This window comes from Caenispirillum bisanense, from assembly GCF_039523075.1.
In the GTDB taxonomy this organism is placed as follows: Bacteria; Pseudomonadota; Alphaproteobacteria; order Rhodospirillales; family Rhodospirillaceae; genus Caenispirillum; species Caenispirillum bisanense.
The window spans coordinates 36,868-52,665 of the sequence record NZ_BAAAEP010000008.1; the positions used below are offsets into that span (position 1 = coordinate 36,868).

General features: G+C 71.1%; 15 protein-coding genes. 8 read left to right on the top strand and 7 right to left on the bottom strand.

What is annotated here, in order from left to right:
• Positions 1-61: 61 nt before the first annotated feature.
• On the bottom strand, positions 62-1,396 hold the full coding sequence (locus ABD056_RS05865) for an MFS transporter (protein ID WP_343865314.1): 1,335 nt from the start codon (positions 1,394-1,396) through the stop codon (positions 62-64).
• Between the two features lie 322 nt (positions 1,397-1,718).
• Between ABD056_RS05865 and ABD056_RS05870 the strand changes: the two genes are divergently transcribed.
• On the top strand, positions 1,719-2,573 hold the full coding sequence (locus ABD056_RS05870; protein ID WP_343865316.1) for a LysR family transcriptional regulator: 855 nt from the start codon (positions 1,719-1,721) through the stop codon (positions 2,571-2,573).
• 79 nt (positions 2,574-2,652) lie between these two features.
• Here ABD056_RS05870 and ABD056_RS05875 read toward each other — a convergent pair whose 3' ends face one another.
• The 3 genes from ABD056_RS05875 to ABD056_RS05885 form a co-directional block, all read right to left on the bottom strand.
• Positions 2,653-2,934, bottom strand: coding sequence for a hypothetical protein (locus tag ABD056_RS05875; RefSeq protein WP_343865318.1), 282 nt, complete (start codon positions 2,932-2,934; stop codon positions 2,653-2,655).
• A 45-nt stretch (positions 2,935-2,979) separates the two neighbouring features.
• On the bottom strand, positions 2,980-3,414 hold the full coding sequence (locus tag ABD056_RS05880; protein ID WP_343865320.1) for a helix-turn-helix domain-containing protein: 435 nt from the start codon (positions 3,412-3,414) through the stop codon (positions 2,980-2,982).
• Positions 3,415-3,765: 351 nt separating this feature from the next.
• Entirely contained in the window at positions 3,766-4,269 is a 504-nt protein-coding gene (locus ABD056_RS05885; RefSeq protein ID WP_343865416.1) for a MarR family winged helix-turn-helix transcriptional regulator, read from the bottom strand.
• A gap of 335 nt (positions 4,270-4,604) precedes the next feature.
• Between ABD056_RS05885 and ABD056_RS05890 the strand changes: the two genes are divergently transcribed.
• From ABD056_RS05890 to ABD056_RS05915, 6 genes are all read left to right on the top strand, one after another.
• A complete protein-coding gene (locus ABD056_RS05890) occupies positions 4,605-4,901 on the top strand; it encodes a BrnT family toxin (protein WP_343865322.1) in 297 nt (98 codons plus the stop codon).
• On the top strand, positions 4,891-5,154 hold the full coding sequence (locus ABD056_RS05895; RefSeq protein ID WP_343865324.1) for a hypothetical protein: 264 nt from the start codon (positions 4,891-4,893) through the stop codon (positions 5,152-5,154). The genes ABD056_RS05890 and ABD056_RS05895 overlap by 11 nt, the downstream gene beginning before the upstream one ends.
• A 335-nt stretch (positions 5,155-5,489) precedes the next feature.
• Positions 5,490-7,589: a methylmalonyl-CoA mutase family protein gene (locus ABD056_RS05900; RefSeq protein WP_343865326.1), complete on the top strand. Its 2,100-nt coding sequence runs from the start codon at positions 5,490-5,492 to the stop codon at positions 7,587-7,589.
• Positions 7,586-9,790, top strand: a complete 2,205-nt coding sequence (scpA, locus tag ABD056_RS05905; RefSeq protein ID WP_343865328.1) for a methylmalonyl-CoA mutase — start codon at positions 7,586-7,588, stop codon at positions 9,788-9,790. Before ABD056_RS05900 ends, scpA begins: the two co-directional genes overlap by 4 nt.
• A 4-nt stretch (positions 9,791-9,794) precedes the next feature.
• Positions 9,795-10,844 carry a methylmalonyl Co-A mutase-associated GTPase MeaB gene (gene meaB, locus ABD056_RS05910; protein WP_343865330.1) on the top strand — a complete coding sequence of 350 codons (1,050 nt, stop codon included), beginning with the start codon at positions 9,795-9,797 and terminating at the stop codon, positions 10,842-10,844.
• Entirely contained in the window at positions 10,841-11,383 is a 543-nt protein-coding gene (locus ABD056_RS05915; RefSeq protein WP_343865332.1) for a 2'-5' RNA ligase family protein, read from the top strand. The genes meaB and ABD056_RS05915 overlap by 4 nt, the downstream gene beginning before the upstream one ends.
• Here the strand turns inward: ABD056_RS05915 and ABD056_RS05920 are convergent.
• The 3 genes from ABD056_RS05920 to mprF form a co-directional block, all read right to left on the bottom strand.
• Positions 11,370-11,609, bottom strand: a complete 240-nt coding sequence (locus ABD056_RS05920) for a hypothetical protein (protein WP_343865333.1) — start codon at positions 11,607-11,609, stop codon at positions 11,370-11,372. The genes ABD056_RS05915 and ABD056_RS05920 overlap by 14 nt on opposite strands.
• A gap of 158 nt (positions 11,610-11,767) precedes the next feature.
• Complete coding sequence (locus ABD056_RS05925; RefSeq protein WP_343865334.1) at positions 11,768-12,493, bottom strand: alpha/beta fold hydrolase; 726 nt, start codon at positions 12,491-12,493, stop codon at positions 11,768-11,770.
• The gene (mprF, locus tag ABD056_RS05930; protein ID WP_343865336.1) at positions 12,490-15,072 is read right to left on the bottom strand and encodes a bifunctional lysylphosphatidylglycerol flippase/synthetase MprF; all 2,583 of its coding nucleotides are present in this window, start codon (positions 15,070-15,072) and stop codon (positions 12,490-12,492) included. The genes ABD056_RS05925 and mprF overlap by 4 nt, the downstream gene beginning before the upstream one ends.
• 200 nt (positions 15,073-15,272) lie before the next feature.
• Here mprF and ABD056_RS05935 point away from each other — a divergent pair.
• Positions 15,273-15,798: LysE family translocator (locus ABD056_RS05935; RefSeq protein WP_343865338.1), on the top strand; the 526-nt coding region annotated here is incomplete at its 3' end.

Here is a 15,798-nt window from a genome sequence, read left to right on the forward strand (position 1 = left end):
GCTCCCCTCATGCAAGGCGAACGAGGGTGCCCCCGCAAGGGTTCACCGATTCCGCGAGGTGCTATGGCCGCGGCTGGGGGCTCCCGTCGTCGCCGCGCCCGCCCGCCACCTCGGCCGGCGGCGCCTCGGCCACCGGCGGCACCACGGCGTCGTCGTCGCGGGCGGCGGCCTCGGCGCGGGGATCAAGCTCGAACACCTGCGGCGTGGTCAGCGGCGGCGTCGGGGTGAAGCGGCCCTGTTCCTCCGGCGGCGGCGGCGGCCGGCGGGTGGAGCGCCACAGGCCGAACAGCACCAGCAGCACATGCACGGCGGCGGTATAAGCGAACAGCAGCCACGCCGGCCGGTCCTGCATCACCCACGACGCCAGCATGGGGCCGATGACGGCGCCGATGCCGTAGACCAGCAGCAGCCCGCCGCTGGCCTGGACGAACTCGCCGGGCTCCAGGAAGTCGTTGGTGTGGGCGATCAGCAGGGCGTAGAGCGGCATGGTCAGGGCGCCGAACAGCACCGCCACCGTCAGCAGCGCCGGCACCGACCCCATCTGCGCCACCGCCGCCATGGCCGCCCCGCCCACCGCCGCCAGGGCGGCGACGGCGATGACCACGGTGCGGCGGTCGAAGCGGTCGGACAGCCAGCCGATGGGGTACTGCGCCACCGCGCCGCCCACCAGCAGAGCCGCCATCACCAGCGACACCTCGGCGACGCCATGGCCCAGCCGCTGCACGAACACCGGCGTCAGGCCCCAGTAGGCGGAATTGGCCAGCGCCACCATGAAGATGCCGATGACGCCCAGGGGCGACGCCCGGTACAGCCGGCCCGGCCGCAGCCGCGCCGCCGCCACCGGCGCCGGCGCCACCGCCCGCGTCACCGCCACCGGCACCAGGCACAGGGCGATCAGCAGCGAGGCGATGCTGAACAGCTCGAACCCCTCCGGCGCCGCCGCATTGAGCAGCAGCAGGCCGGCGGTGGAGGCCGACAGTTCCACCACGCGGTAGACGCTGAACAGGGCGCCGCGATTGCGGTTGCTGGCGCGGTCGTTGAGCCAGCTCTCGACCACCGTGTAAAGCCCGGCGAAGGCGAAGCCGGCCAGCGCCCGCAGCAGCCACCACACCCACGCCTCCACCACCATGGGGTAGATGAGCGCCGTCGCCGCCGCCAGCGCCGCCAGGGCGGCGAAGGTGCGGATATGCCCCACCCGCGCCACCAGATAGGGGTTGGTCAGGCAGCCGACGGCAAAACCGGCGTAATAGCTCGACACCAGCAGGCCGATATGGGCGGCATCGAAGCCTTCGATGTTGGCGCGGATGGTGATGAGGGTGGTTTGCAGCCCGTTGCCGGTGACCATGATGGCGACGGACAGAAGCAGGGCGCCGATGGCGGCGACGGCGGCGACCATGGAAGCTCCGGTGGTGGCGGTCTCGGTTGCGCCAGACTAACGCGCGGAAGCGGACGGCGTCACCCCCGGTTGAGCATCCCGCCGGACGGGATCACCCCTCTGCCGCGCCGCAGCATGCTTCTGTCTCTCGAATTTTTCCGATGCTTGTTATTCAAGTTGAAGATGATTCATGTTTTCCGCGCACTTGCGCAACGGCCTGCGGCTGCGGCTCCGGGAGATATCGTTTGATGAAGTTGATCTTATTGCGGTAGATCATTGGCGACGTGCGTCACCTCGTTCATGCGGCGGCGCACCATGACCCTGTTTTCGGATGCCGGTTCCCATGGACATCGATCTCGCACGGACGTTCCTCACCATCCTCGACACCGGCAACTTCGGCCGGGCGGCGGAACGCCTGAACGTCACCCAGTCCACCGTCTCCACCCGCATCAAGACGCTGGAGGAACTGCTGGGGCGGCCCATGTTCATCCGCTCCAAGGCCGGCGTGCAGGTCACCCAGGCCGGGCAGCAGTTCAAGCGCTCGGCCGAGACCATGGTGCGGGCGTGGTACCAGGCGAAGCAGGAAGTGGGCCTGCCCGACAACTTCCAGACCATGATCACCATCGGCGGCCAGTTCACCCTGTGGGACCGGCTGCTGCTGAAGTGGCTGCCGTGGATGCGCACCTCCATGCCCGACGTCGCCATCCATGCCGAGGTCGGCCTGTCCGACGGACTGATGCGCCAGCTGGCGGAAGGGCTGCTCGACATCGGCGTCATGTACACGCCCAGCCACCGCATCGGCCTGGTGACCGAGGAACTGATGGAGGAACAGCTGGTGCTGGTCTCCACCGAAACCACCACCAACGCGCCGTTCACGCCGGACTACGTGTTCGTGAACTGGGGGCCGGAGTTCGCCATTTCCCACTCCAACGCCTTCCCGACCCTGAACACCCCGCCGCTCTACGTCAGCCACGGGCCGCTCGGCCTGCAGTACATCCTGGAGAACGGCGGCGCCGGGTACTTCCCCATGCGCCTGGTGCGCCAGCACCTGTCGGAGGGGCGCCTGCACATCAAGGAAGACGCCCCCCGCTTCCGCCGCCCGGTCTACATGGTCTATGCCGCCGGCTCCACCGACGCCCGCTTCAAGACCGCCCTGCAGGGCCTGCGCTACGTCGCCTCGCAGGAGAGCGAGGAGTAGTCAGGAGAGGGCGGCAATGCCGGTGACGACCGCGACACCCAGCGCCTGACGCAGCTATCCTCGCTCCTTCCCCACCTCATCAGAACCTCGGCGGACCCAGCGTGGTCAGCCGCCGCCGGTTCTCCGCCGCCGAGCGCAGCGCCTGCCCGAACGGCCGTCGCCGCGCCGGCAGGGCGGCGGCCGCCGGCTCCGCCCCGGCGCCGATGTAGACCGGGCCGGTGACGACGATCAGCCGGTTGATGGTGATGGCCGGCGCCGGAGCCGCCCCGGTGGGGGCCGCCCCGGCGGCGGGCGTTCCGCCGTTGTCGTTGCTGCCGAGCGCCCGGCGCAGGATGTCGTCTATGATCGCCTGCCGGTCCATGCCCCTCTCCCGCCGCCGGTTCCCCGCCGGCCGTTGCCGGTGCGATCAGGATGCCAGCCGCACGAAGCGGGCGACAAGATCCTCCGACGGCACCCGCCCGCCCTCGCCGGCAGCCTCGCGCTCCAGGGTGAGCATGTAGATTTCCTTCACCAGCAGCGCCTTCTTGCCGGCCTCCAGCGCGCTTGCGCGCGAGGCCAGCGCCTGTTCCACCCGCTCCAGGCAGAGTCGCAGCAGGTCTTCGTCGAGTCCGCCGCTGGGCTGGCGCTGCATGCTGCCCTGGCCGAGCAGCAGCCAGTGCAGGTCCACCCCCTGCTCCGCCAGCGCCGCCAGCACGCCGGCCCCCGGCAGGGTGCGGCCGCCCTCGTAATCGGCCCAGGCCCGCTGCGAGGCGCCCACGGTGGCCGCCATCTCCTTCTGGCTGACCTTGCGCGATTCGCGCAGGCTGCGCAGGCGGTCGGGCACCCCGGCCAGGGCGATCATGGCCGCCTCTCCGCCGGGCAAGGCCGCAGCGCCGGCCGCATCGGGCCGGGATCGGGACGCGGGCTTTTCCGCTTGCCGCCAGCGCAAATCTGCATCACAGTCGTCCGCCACGGGTGCCAGTAACGGCAGGAGTCCCCGGCGGCGCCACACGCGCGGGTACTTGCCGAACCCGACTATAGTCTCACAGGCGGCCCAGGTCACCGCCGAAGGAGGTGTTTCTTGCTTCGGCACACGCTGCGGTGCCCGCCACCCCACCCGCTGCGGAGCGTCGCTGCGGCAGAACGGGGGGTTGCGGCCTCACGCCTGCGGGACGTCGCGGCCTTACGCCTCCGGCGGTGGGTCGTCGCGGCCTTACGCCTCCGGCGGTGGGTCGTCGCGGCCTTCCGCCACCTCCAGCAGGCGCTCCAGGCTGGCTTCCATCATCCGCTGGCCGCCGCACATGGGGCGGAAGAAGCGCGCGTCCACCGCCTGCACCAGGGGCACCGCCTCGGCCACCAGCCGCGCGCCCTCCGGCGTCAGCGACGGGGTCTTGGCACGGGGGTCATTGCCCTTGACGCGGGCGATGAGGCCGCGCTTTTCCAGCCCGCGCAGGATCTGCGACATGGTGTTGGGGTCCAGCCGCACATGGCGGCCAAGCGCCGCCTGGCTGAGCGGGCTGCCGTCACGGCCGAGCCAGCCGATGCCGGCCATGGTCACGAACTGCGGATGGGTCAGGCCGAGGGGGGCCAGCGCCGCCTCCACCTGTCGCCGCCAGGTGGTGCTGACCAGCCACAGCAGGAAGCCGGGGCTGTCCTCCGGCGCCGCGTAGCTGGCAGCCGGGTCGACCTGGGCGGAAGTCTGTATGTCGTTGGTCATGGCGCGCACGATACACGGTTCCTGGGCGAAAATGTGACGAATTCGCGCCCCTGCACCACCCGGAGGAGGACCGTCACCCCCGGTCCCGAGGCCGCGGCACCCCGTCAACTATCCCGCGCGTCCATGGCAGCGCGACAACCTTTGTCACAGGCGGCGATTGCACCATAAGTAAATCTTCCACCTGAAGCTACTTTTTCTTGCATGTTCCTGCACGCACTGAATGTAAATGAAGTCATTCGGGCTTCCACACAAGTCTAAACGACGCTATTCCCTTGCTCATTCCCGCTGCCAACGGCTAGACTCTGCATAAACAATCCTGAGGTGAACGGAGCATCATGTACGACGCCTTCGAGTGGGATGCCGGACGCAGCCGCGCCAACGCCGCTGCCCATGGCATTGACCTGGAAAGCGCGGCGACGATCTTCGACGGCCCCGTGCTGGCCCGGCCGGACGACCGGGCGGCCTATGGCGAGCGGCGTTTCATCGGCGTGGGCGCCAGCCACGGGGTCGAGCTGACCATCGTCTTCACGGTCCGCTCGCCTCGGCTCTGCAGGATCGTCTCGGCACGGAGGGCCCATGGCCGCGAGCGGGAAGCGTATCACCAGGCTGTCGCGCACAGCGTTGCGCGCTGACGGAAACCGGCTGCAGGCCCTCACCGGCCGCAGCGATGCCGACATCGAGGCGGAGGTGGCCGGCGACCCCATGGCCGCCCCCATCACCGGCGGCGACAGCTGGCGCGGCGCCGAACTGATCCAGCCGGATGAAACGGTGGTGGTGTCGCTGCGGGTGGAACGCGCCGTCGCCGACCACTTCAAGGGCCAGGGCACCAGCATGGAGGCCGCCATGGCCGCCGCCCTGAAGGCCTGGGCGGAAGGGCGCCGCTGACGGCCGGCAGCAGCGATGACGACACCGGGTGCCGGGGGCTCCTCCGGCCGCCCTTGTCGGACATTCGGATGTTGCGTCAAGCGGGGCTTCCGAGTTCTTAAAATTTCACGTTTTTGCGGCGTTGTCCCCCTCTTTATGGTTTGCCCCTGCGCGGCTTTGGGGTATGTGGTCGTTTGCGCAGGCCCGGCCCCGGCTGATACACTCACGGGACCCGAATGCCTGCATCCTCGGCGGAGGCCCCCGCCCCATTCGGGGGGCTCCCGCCGCCGTCGACGGCGCGCCGGCTCGCGGCCGCGCCACGGAGCAACGTCAGGCAGGAACGGTCGGACACGAGGATGAGCGACGACACTCTCACCCTGGCGGGTGACTTCCCCGCCACCAAGGACTTGTGGCTCGCGGCTGTCGAGAAGGTGCTGAAGGGCGCCCCCTTCGACAAGAAGATGCTCACCAAGACCTATGAGGGCATCACGCTGCAGCCGCTCTACACCGGGGCGGACTGGGCGGCGGAGGGTGATCCCTCGGGCCTGCCGGGCTTCGCGCCCTTCACCCGCGGCGCCACCGCCGCCGGCACCCGCGCCGCCGGCTGGGACATCCGCCAGCTGCACACCCACCCGGACCCGGCCGCCGTCAACAAGGCGGTGCTGACCGACCTGGAGCGCGGCGCCTCGTCCGTCACCCTGCGCCTGGACGAAGCCGCCCGCCGCGGCGACGATGCCGACGCCGCCACCAACCTGGCCGGCCTCGGCGGGCTGATGGCCTATACCGCCGCCGACTTCGACGTCGCCCTGACCGGCGTCTATGAAGACCTCGCCACCGTCGCCCTGGAGGCCGGCGCCGCCTTCCTGCCGGCCGCCGCCCTGCTGGCCGCCCACTGGCAGGTGAAGGGCCTCGACCGCGCCGCCGTGCGCGCCGCCTTCAACGCCGACCCGCTCGGCTGGCTGGCCGCCACCGGCGAGCTGCCGGGCGGTGCCGAGGTGCAGCTGAAGGCCCTGGCCGACCTCGCCGCCTGGACCGCCGCCAACTGCCCCAACGCCACCGCCGTGGCCGTCGACACCGGCGCCTACCACCTGGCCGGCGCCACCGAGACCCAGGACCTCGCCATCGCCATGGCGACCGCCGTCGCCTACCTGCGGGCCATGACCGCGGCCGGGATGAGCGTCGAGGCGGCGGCGCAGCAGATCGTGTTCTCGCTGCCCGTCGGCACCGAACAGTTCCTCGCCATCGCCAAGCTGCGCGCCGCCCGCCGGCTGTGGGGCCAGGTGATGGAGGCCTGCGGCGTCAGCGGCGATGCCGCCCGCATGCGGCTGGCCGCCGCCACCGCCGAGCGCGTGGTCAGCCAGCGCGATCCGTGGGTCAACATGCTGCGCACCACCGTCACCACCTTCGCCGCCGCCGTCGGCGGGGCGGACAGCGTGACCGTGCTGCCGTTCGACGCCATGCTCGGCCTGCCGACCGATTTCGCCCGCCGCATCGCCCGCAACACCCAGCTGGTGCTGATGGAGGAGAGCAACCTCGACAAGGTGGTCGATCCTGCCGGCGGCTCCTGGTACGTGGAGACGCTGACCGGCCAGATGGCCGACGAGGCCTGGACCCTGTTCCAGGACATCGAGAAGCACGGCGGCCTGCTCGCCTGCCTGGAAAGCGGCCACGTGCCGGCGAAGATCGAGGCCGCCCATGCCGCCCGCGCCAAGGCGCTGGCGACCCGCAAGGACCCCATCACCGGCGTGTCGGAATTCCCCAACATCCACGAAAAGCCGGTGGATGTGGTGACGCCGGACCTGGACGCCCTGCGCCGCGCCGCCGTCGCCCGCGTGCGTGACGGCCGCCGCAGCGCCGCCCTGCCGCTGTCCGACCTCGGCTCGGGCGCCGTCACCGCCGCCGCCGTCGAGGCCGCGGCCGCCGGTGCCACCCTCGCCGCCCTGGCCGCCGCCCTGGCGGCCGCCGGCGAGGCGAGCGTCGTCAAGGCCCTGCCGCAGCGCCGTCTGGCGGCGGAGTACGAGGACCTGCGCGACGCCGCCGACGAGTTCATGGTCACCACCGGCGCCCGCCCGCGCATCTTCCTGGCCAGCCTCGGCCCGGTTGCCGTCCACACCGCCCGCGCCACCTACGCCAAGAACTTCTTCGAGGCGGGCGGCATCGAAGCGGTGGGCACCGCCGGATACGACAGCGCCGAAGCCTGCGTGGCGGCGTTCAAGGAGTCGGGGGCGCCCATCGCCGTCCTGTGCTCCAGCGACGACGTCTACGCCGAGCTGGCGGAAAAGACCGCCGCCGGCCTGAAGACCGCCGGCTGCCGCAAGCTGTTCCTGGCCGGCGCCCCCGGCGAGCGCAAGGACGCCTATACCGCCGCCGGCATTGACGGCTTCGTCTTCCTCGGGTGCGACGCGCTGGACACGCTGCGCTCCACCCTCGCCCTCATGGGAGTGATCGACCGATGAGCGCCAAGATCCCCGATTTCTCCACGGTCGCCCTCGGCAAGGCCGCCGCCGGCACTGCCTCGGTGGCCGACTGGCGGGCCAAGGTCGAGCAGGCGACGGGCAAGAGCCTGGACGAGCTGACCTGGACGACGCCGGAACAGATTCCGGTGAAGCCGCTGTTCACCGCCGCCGACCTGGACGGCATCGACTTCCTGAACACCTGGCCGGGCCTGCCGCCGTTCCTGCGCGGCCCCTACCCGACCATGTACGTCAACCAGCCGTGGACGATCCGCCAGTACGCCGGCTTCTCCACCGCGGAAGAATCCAACGCCTTCTACCGCCGCAACCTGGCGGCCGGTCAGAAGGGCCTGTCGGTGGCCTTCGACCTTGCCACCCATCGCGGCTACGACAGCGACCATCCGCGCGTGGCCGGCGACGTCGGCATGGCCGGCGTGGCGATCGACAGCATCTATGACATGCGCACGCTGTTCGACCGCATCCCGCTCGACAAGATGAGCGTGTCCATGACCATGAACGGCGCTGTGCTGCCGGTTATGGCGCTGTACATCGTGGCGGCGGAAGAACAGGGCGTCAAACCGGAACTCCTCAGCGGCACCATTCAGAATGACATTCTGAAGGAGTTCATGGTCCGCAACACCTACATCTACCCGCCCAAGCCGTCCATGCGGATCATTTCGGACATCTTCGGGTTCACCTCGAAGAACATGCCGAAGTTCAACTCCATCTCCATTTCCGGCTACCACATGCAGGAAGCCGGCGCCACCGCCGACCTGGAGCTGGCCTATACGCTGGCCGACGGCGTCGAATACGCCCGCGCCGGCATGGCCGCCGGGCTGGACATCGATTCCTTCGCGCCGCGGCTGTCGTTCTTCTGGGCCATCGGCATGAACTTCTTCATGGAAGTCGCCAAGATGCGCGCCGCCCGCATGATCTGGGCCAAGCTCATCAAGGACTTCGACCCGAAGAACACCAAGTCGCTGGCGCTGCGCACCCACAGCCAGACCTCCGGCTGGTCACTGACGGCGCAGGACGTGTTCAACAACGTGGTGCGCACCTGCATCGAGGCCATGGCCGCCACCCAGGGCCACACCCAGTCGCTGCACACCAATGCGCTGGACGAGGCGCTGGCCCTGCCGACCGACTTCTCGGCCCGCATCGCCCGCAACACCCAGCTGTTCATCCAGCAGGAAACCCAGACCACCCGCGTCATCGACCCGTGGGGCGGCAGCTATTACGTCGAGCGCCTGACCGCCGAACTGGCCGCCCGCGCCTGGGGTCACATCCAGGAAGTGGAAGCCCAGGGCGGCATGGCCAAGGCCATCGAGGCCGGCATCCCCAAGATGCGCATCGAGGAAGCCGCCGCCCGCACCCAGGCCCGCATCGACGCCGGCCGCCAGTCGGTCATCGGCGTCAACAAGTTCCGCCTGGACGAGCGCGAGAACGTCGAGGTGCTGAAGGTGGAGAACGCCCAGGTCCGCGCCCAGCAGCTCGACAAGCTGAAGCGCCTGCGGGCCGAGCGCGACCAGACCGCCGTCGACCAGCACCTGCACGCCCTGACCCGCAGTGCCGAAAGCGGCGAGGGCAACCTGCTGGAACTGGCGGTCAACGCCGCCCGCGCCAAGGCCACCGTCGGCGAGATCAGCCTGGCGCTGGAAAAGGTGTGGGGCCGTCACAAGGCGGACATCAAGGCCATCTCCGGCGTCTATTCCTCGGAAGTGGGCAAGGACTCGCGCGCCATGAAGCAGGTTCACGAACTGGTGGAGCGCTTCGCCGAGCGGGAAGGCCGGCGTCCGCGCATCCTCATCGCCAAGATGGGCCAGGACGGGCACGACCGCGGCCAGAAGGTGATCGCCACCGCCTTCGCCGACCTCGGCTTCGACGTCGACATCGGGCCGCTGTTCCAGACGCCGGAAGAAACCGCCCGCCAGGCGGTGGAAAACGACGTCCACGTCATCGGCGTCAGCTCCCTGGCCGCCGGCCACCTGACGCTGGTGCCGGAACTGCGGGCCGAACTGCAGAAGCTGGGGCGCGAGGACATCATGATCGTGGTCGGCGGCGTCATCCCGCCGCAGGATTTCGACGCCCTGTTCGAAGCCGGCGCCTCGGCCATCTTCCCGCCCGGCACCATCATCGCCGACGCCGCCATCGGCCTGCTGAAGGAGCTGTTCCAGCGCCTCGGCTACACCGACGAAGCCGCCTGACGGCATGGCGGCTCCGGGCGTTTCCGACTACGGGGGCTTCGCGCCGAAGCGCGCGGCCCCCGCACGTCGTCAGCTGACCGTCGACGACTACGTCGCCGGTGTGCTGAAGGGCGACCGCACGGTCATGGGCCGCGCCATCACCCTGGTGGAAAGCCGCAACGCCGAGCATCGCAAGCTGGCGCAGCAGATTCTGGTGAAGCTGCTGCCCCACGCCGGCCGCGCCCACCGCGTCGGCATCACCGGCGTGCCGGGCGTCGGCAAGTCCACCTTCATCGAAGCCCTCGGCAAGCACCTGACCGGCCAGGGCAAGAAGGTGGCGGTGCTGGCCGTCGACCCCACCAGCGCCCGCACCGGCGGCTCCATCCTCGGCGACAAGACGCGGATGAACGAGCTGGCCATCGACCCCGACGCCTTCATCCGGCCGTCGCCGTCGTCCTGCACCCTCGGCGGCGTCACCCGCACGACGCGCGAAACCATGGTCATCGTCGAGGCCGCCGGCTACGACGTGGTGCTGGTGGAGACGGTGGGCGTCGGCCAGTCGGAGACCATGGTGTCCGAGATGGTCGACTTCTTCCTGGTGCTCATGCTGCCGGGGGCCGGCGACGAGCTGCAGGGCATCAAGAAGGGCGTGCTGGAAATCGCCGACATGATCGCCGTCAACAAGGCCGACAGCGATCCGCAGAAGGCCCGGCTGGCGGCCCGCGAATACCGCACCGCCCTGCACATCATGACCCCCGCCAGCCCCAACTGGCAGCCGCCGGTGGTGACCATCTCCGCCCTCGGCAAGCAGGGGCTGGACGAGCTGTGGACCCATGTGGCCGATCACCGCAGCAAGCTCACCGCCTCCGGCGAACTGCCGGCCAAGCGGCAGGAGCAGCAGTTGCAGTGGATGTGGCAGATGGTGCGCGACCAGCTGATGGACGCCCTCACCGGCCACCCGCAGGTGCGCGAGCAGCTGCCGGAGGTCGAGCGCGCCGTCGCCGCCGGCGACCTGACGCCCGCCCTCGCCGCCCACCGCATCCTGGAGACCTTCGGCATCCGGTTCGATCTGTGACCGTCGCGCGGCTGGCCGTCATCGCCCTGCCGCGCTGGTCCGATCCCGTCGACGGTGCCCGCGTACAGGCCCTGCGGCAGCGCCACGATCCGCAGGCGACGCTGGTGCCGCCGCATGTGACCCTGGTATTCCCCACCGAGGCCGACAGCGACGCCGTGGCGGCGGAGGTGGCGGCGGCCGCTGCGGCGACGCCCGCTCTGCCGCTGCGCTTCACCGCCATCGCGCCCTGCGCCGATCCGCTGTCGGGCGACACCTATGCCTTCCTGCTGCCGGAGGACGGCGCGGCGGTGACACGGCTGCATGACCGCCTTTACGCCGGCGTGCTGGCACCACACCTGCGCCGCGACATCCCCTACCGCCCGCATCTCACCGTCGGCCGCTTCCGCGCGGCGGCGGAGGCCGAGGCACTGCCGCAGACGGTCGACATGGCGGCGGCCCTGGACCGGCTGGCGCTGCTCCACCTGACGCCCTCCGGCGTGGCGGAGGTGGCGGCCTTTCCCCTGGCCCCCTCGCCGCTTTCCTCCGTCACAGGCACATGAACAGCGGCGCCGGGCCGAAGCCGGCGACGATCACTGCCGGCGGCGGCGACGGCGGCGGGGCGAAGGCAGCATCCAGAGTAGAGACGGCGCCGTAAGCCGTGAGCGCGATGCCGGCCACGCCCGCCGCCATACGCCCTGCCACCGGCCGCAGCCGGTTCACCACCGCCAGCGCCGCCACACCGGCGGCCAGGGCCGTGGCGTTGAGGATCAGGGTGGACAGAACCATGGCCGCCTCCGCTGCATCTGTGGGTCGGGCTTGCGGGTCGCGTTGAACACCGCCGCACCCTGCCAGCCCGGCCGCGGCGCGGCCAGCAGCCATTCCGTGGCAATGGCGAGTCACGGAGGTGGCAGTGGCAGTGGCCGGCGCCCCCACCTTGCCGCCGCTCAGCGACCGTTGCCGTCGGCGTGGCGCAGGATGCTGTCGGCCAGGGCCGGGTAGTTCTTGTCAAAGTGATGGCCGCCCGGCCGCGACTCCACGGTGGCGACATCGGCCAGCAGCGGGCAGACCGACTTCGCCGTCTCGTCGGTGCCGTAGATGCACAGCAACGGCATGGGCAGGGCGCGGGCCTCCGGCAGTACGTCGGTGGCGTGGTCGTCGGGCTCGTCGCGGAACCAGCCGCCGACGTGGATCTCCCAGTTGGCCCAGGTGTAGCTGGTGAGCAGCGCGGCCGACACCACCTTGCCCTTCAGGTCCGGCGGCAGGCGGTTGGCGATGGCCGGCAGCACCGAGGCACCGAAGGAAAAGCCGATCAGGATCACCTCGTCCCGCCCCCAGCGGGTCATGGCGCTGTCGACCACGGCGGCGATGTCGGCGGCGGTCTGATCCGGCGTGCGGCGGGTCCAGAAGTAATGCAGGGCGTCGATGCCGACCACCGCCACGCCGCGCGCCTGCAGCAGCGCCGCCAGGTCGCGGTCGAGGTCGGCCCAGCCGCCGTCACCGGAAACGATCACCGCCAGCCGCCGCGCCTGCGGCCCGTCCGCCGCCCCCGGTTCCTCCACCACCCAGCCGGGCGGATCGTCGGCCCGCGCCGTGGCCGGCGCCAGGGTGAGCGCGGCCACCACCGTCAGCAGCAGCGCCAGCAACATCCGCGGCAGAGGCACGTGCCTCATTTCGTGATCACTCCCCTGAAACCGCCGCCGATCAGGCCGGCGACGTCCATGGCCACCTTCAGCAGCACCGGCCCGCCGGGCGCGGCCAGGAAACGCGGCCGCCACTGCGGCTGGAACTTCTCCTTGTACCGGCGGATGCCCTGGAAATTGTAGAAGCCCTCGCCGCGCTCGAAGATCATGGCGCCCACCCGGCCCCACACCGGCGCCAGCGGGTTGTCGGGCAGGCCGGCCAGCGGCGCCATGCCGAGGGAGAACGTCTCCCACCCCTCCGCTTTCGCCCACAGCATGATCTCGACGAACAGGAAATCCATGATGCCATAGCCGCCGCCGGGCAGGTGGCGCATCAGGTCGACGGTGAGTTCGCGGCGGTCGCCGGCGGGCCACAGGTTGGCGAAGGCCACCACCTGCCCGTCGCGTCGGGCGACGGCGATGGGGAAGCGGGCGAGGTAGTCGGGGTCGAAGCGGCCGAGGGAGAAGCGCTTCTCGCGTGCCCGCCGTTCTTCCAGCCACGCCTGCGACACCCGCGCCAGATCGTCCATCAGCGCCCCGGCGGCGCCGGGCGGCACGACCTCGAACGTCGCCCCCTCCTTCACCGCCCGCCGGTGGCAGTAACGGAGGTCGGCGCGCGGCTTGCCCTCCAGGCTGAAGCCGGCGAGCGGCACCACCGCTTCCTCCCCCAGCTTGACGAAGCGCAGGCCGAGGTCGAGGTAGAGCGGCAGCGTCTCCGCCCGGATCTGGTAGAACACCGGCCACGAGGCGGTGCGGTCGCACAGCTCGCGGAACGACCACACCAGATCGGCGGCGGCGGCGGGGTTGCCGACCGGGTCGCCCATGGCCACCAGCGACCGGCCGCTGGCGCCGTACATGAGGAAGGCGTCGCGCTCCGGCGAGAACAGGAAGGACTTGTCGCCCAGCAGCGCCAGGCAGGCGGCGCTGTCACCGGCGCGGGCGACGATGGCGGCGGCCTCAGTCACCTCGGCGGCGGTGGCGACGGTCGGCCGCGGGGCCGCCGGGCCGGCGAAATGCATGGCCAGCAGCACCAGGGCCACGCCGGCCGCCAGCACGGTGGCGCGCAGGGCGCGCGGCGCCTCCGCCTCGAAGGCGAAGGTCCACAGGTCGTAGGCGGCGTATTCGCCGTGGCTCCAGGTGAACCAGCCCAGCCACAGGCTGGCTGCCAGCGCCACCCCCACCGCCGCCAGCCAGCCCGGCGTCAGCGGCTGGTGCAGCAGCGAGCCGTGGCGGTTGAACACCGGCCGCGCCAGCCACAGCAGCACGGCCAGCAGGGTCATCAGCGTCGCTTCCTCCCAGTCCCAGCCCTTCAGCAGCGACAGCACGGCGCTGCCCAGCGCCAGCGCCAGCACGCCCAGCCAGGCGCTGTCCAGCCGCCGCAGCAGGCCGCGGGCGAGCACCAGGCACAGCAGTCCGGCGATGCTGCCGAGAACGTGCGAGGCCTCCACCACCCCCAGCGGCAGCACAGTGGAGAGCATGTCGAGGCGGCCGGGCGCCGCTGGCGTGGCCGACGACACCAGCATCACCAGCCCGGCCACCACCGTCAGCACGGCGAAGGCCGGCGGCGTCAGGCGGCGGCTGACACCGGCGACGCGGCGCAGGGTGGACTGGGCGGCGGCGCGCTTCTGCGCCAGTTCGATGCCCACCAGCAGCGTCACCGCCACCACCAGCGGCAGCACGTTGTAGATCAGGCGGTAGAGGATCATCGCCGTCAGCACGTCGGCCGCCGGCACGCCGGGCAGGAAGACCAGCAGCAGCCCCTCGAACACCCCGACGCCGCCCGGCACATGGCTCACAACGCCCGCCATGATGGCGATGGCATAGAGGCCGAGGAAGCCGGCCAGCGACACCGGCAGGTTTTCGGGCAGCAGGATGTAGAGGACGCCGCCGGCCGCCATCCAGTCCAGCGTCGACAGCGCCACCTGGGCCAGCGTCACCCGCAGCGCCGGCAGCGGCAGGCGCCAGCCGCGCACCGCCACCGCCGTCCGCAGCGAGGCGGCCCCGATGTAGGCGCCGACGGCCAGCAGCAGCGCCACCCCGATCAGCTTCACCACCGGCAGCGGCAATTGCAGGGCGGCGGCCAGCCGCACCGGCTCCGCCACCGCCCCCGCCGCCCCGACCACGGCGGCGCCGAGGGCGATGCTGATGGTGCAGAACACCATCACGCGCGCCACGTCCAGCGGCCCGACCCCCAGGTTGGAATAGAACCGCAGCCGGATCGAGGTGCCGGTCAGCGCCGCGAAGCCGGCGGTATGGCTGATCGCCTGGGCGATGAAGGCGCCCGGCAGCACCTGCCGGTAGGGCAGCCGCATGCCGCAGTGGCGCAGGCCCATGTAGTCGAAGCCGGTGAGCGCGAGGTAGCTGCCGGCCGCCAGGGCGAGGCCGAACAGCACGTCGGTGCCGCCCACCCGCCGCAGGCCGGCATGGATCTCGTCCCAGGTGATGACCGAGGCCTCGCGGTGGATGACCCACAGGGCCAGCCCGAAGGCAAGCAGGCTCGCCACCGCCGCCAGCGGGCGGATCACGGTGGGAGACAACAGACGCTGCGGCAGCGGCGACTTGAACGGCATGGATGCGGAGACTCGGGGAGGGAGCGGGTGCTCCGGGCGACGCCTCTGGTACTCCGGTTGGCGGCGGCGGAAAAGTGAATTTTCGGCCAGCACCCGCGACGATGGCCGTCCTGCCGCAACGGCCAAATGGCCCTGTTGATTCCGGGGGCGAAGGGGGAAACTGTCAGTCCATTCATCTTGCGTGACTGTCACCGGCCATCATGACCCTGCATACGGCGCTCGTCCTGCTCGCTGCCACCTTCGTTGCCGCCCTGCTGCCCGGCCCCGGCAACATGGCGCTGTCGGCCCGCGCGCTGGCGCAGGGCGGGCGGCGGTCGCTGGTGTTCCTGGTGGGGATGCTGGCCGGCGATGCGGTGTGGATCGCGCTGGCGGTCGGCGGCCTGGCGGTGGTGGCCAAGGCGCTGGGGCCGCTGTTCGTGGCGGTGAAGATCGCCGGCGGGCTCTATCTCGTCTGGCTCGGCATCAAGCTCCTGCGCAGCCGCGGCGACGACCCCGAGGCCGCGCCGCCCGCCGCCGTCGAACAGGCGCCCTGGCGCACCGGCCTGTCGGGGCTGGCGCTGACGCTGGGCAACCCGAAGGTGATGCTGTTCTACATCTCGGTGCTGCCGACCCTCATCGACCTGCAGGCGCTGTCCGCCGCCGGGGTGGCGGCGACGCTGGCGGTCATCGTCGTCGGCGCATGCCGGCGTCCTGCCGCAGGATGTGGTCGACCAGCCAGCGCCGCAG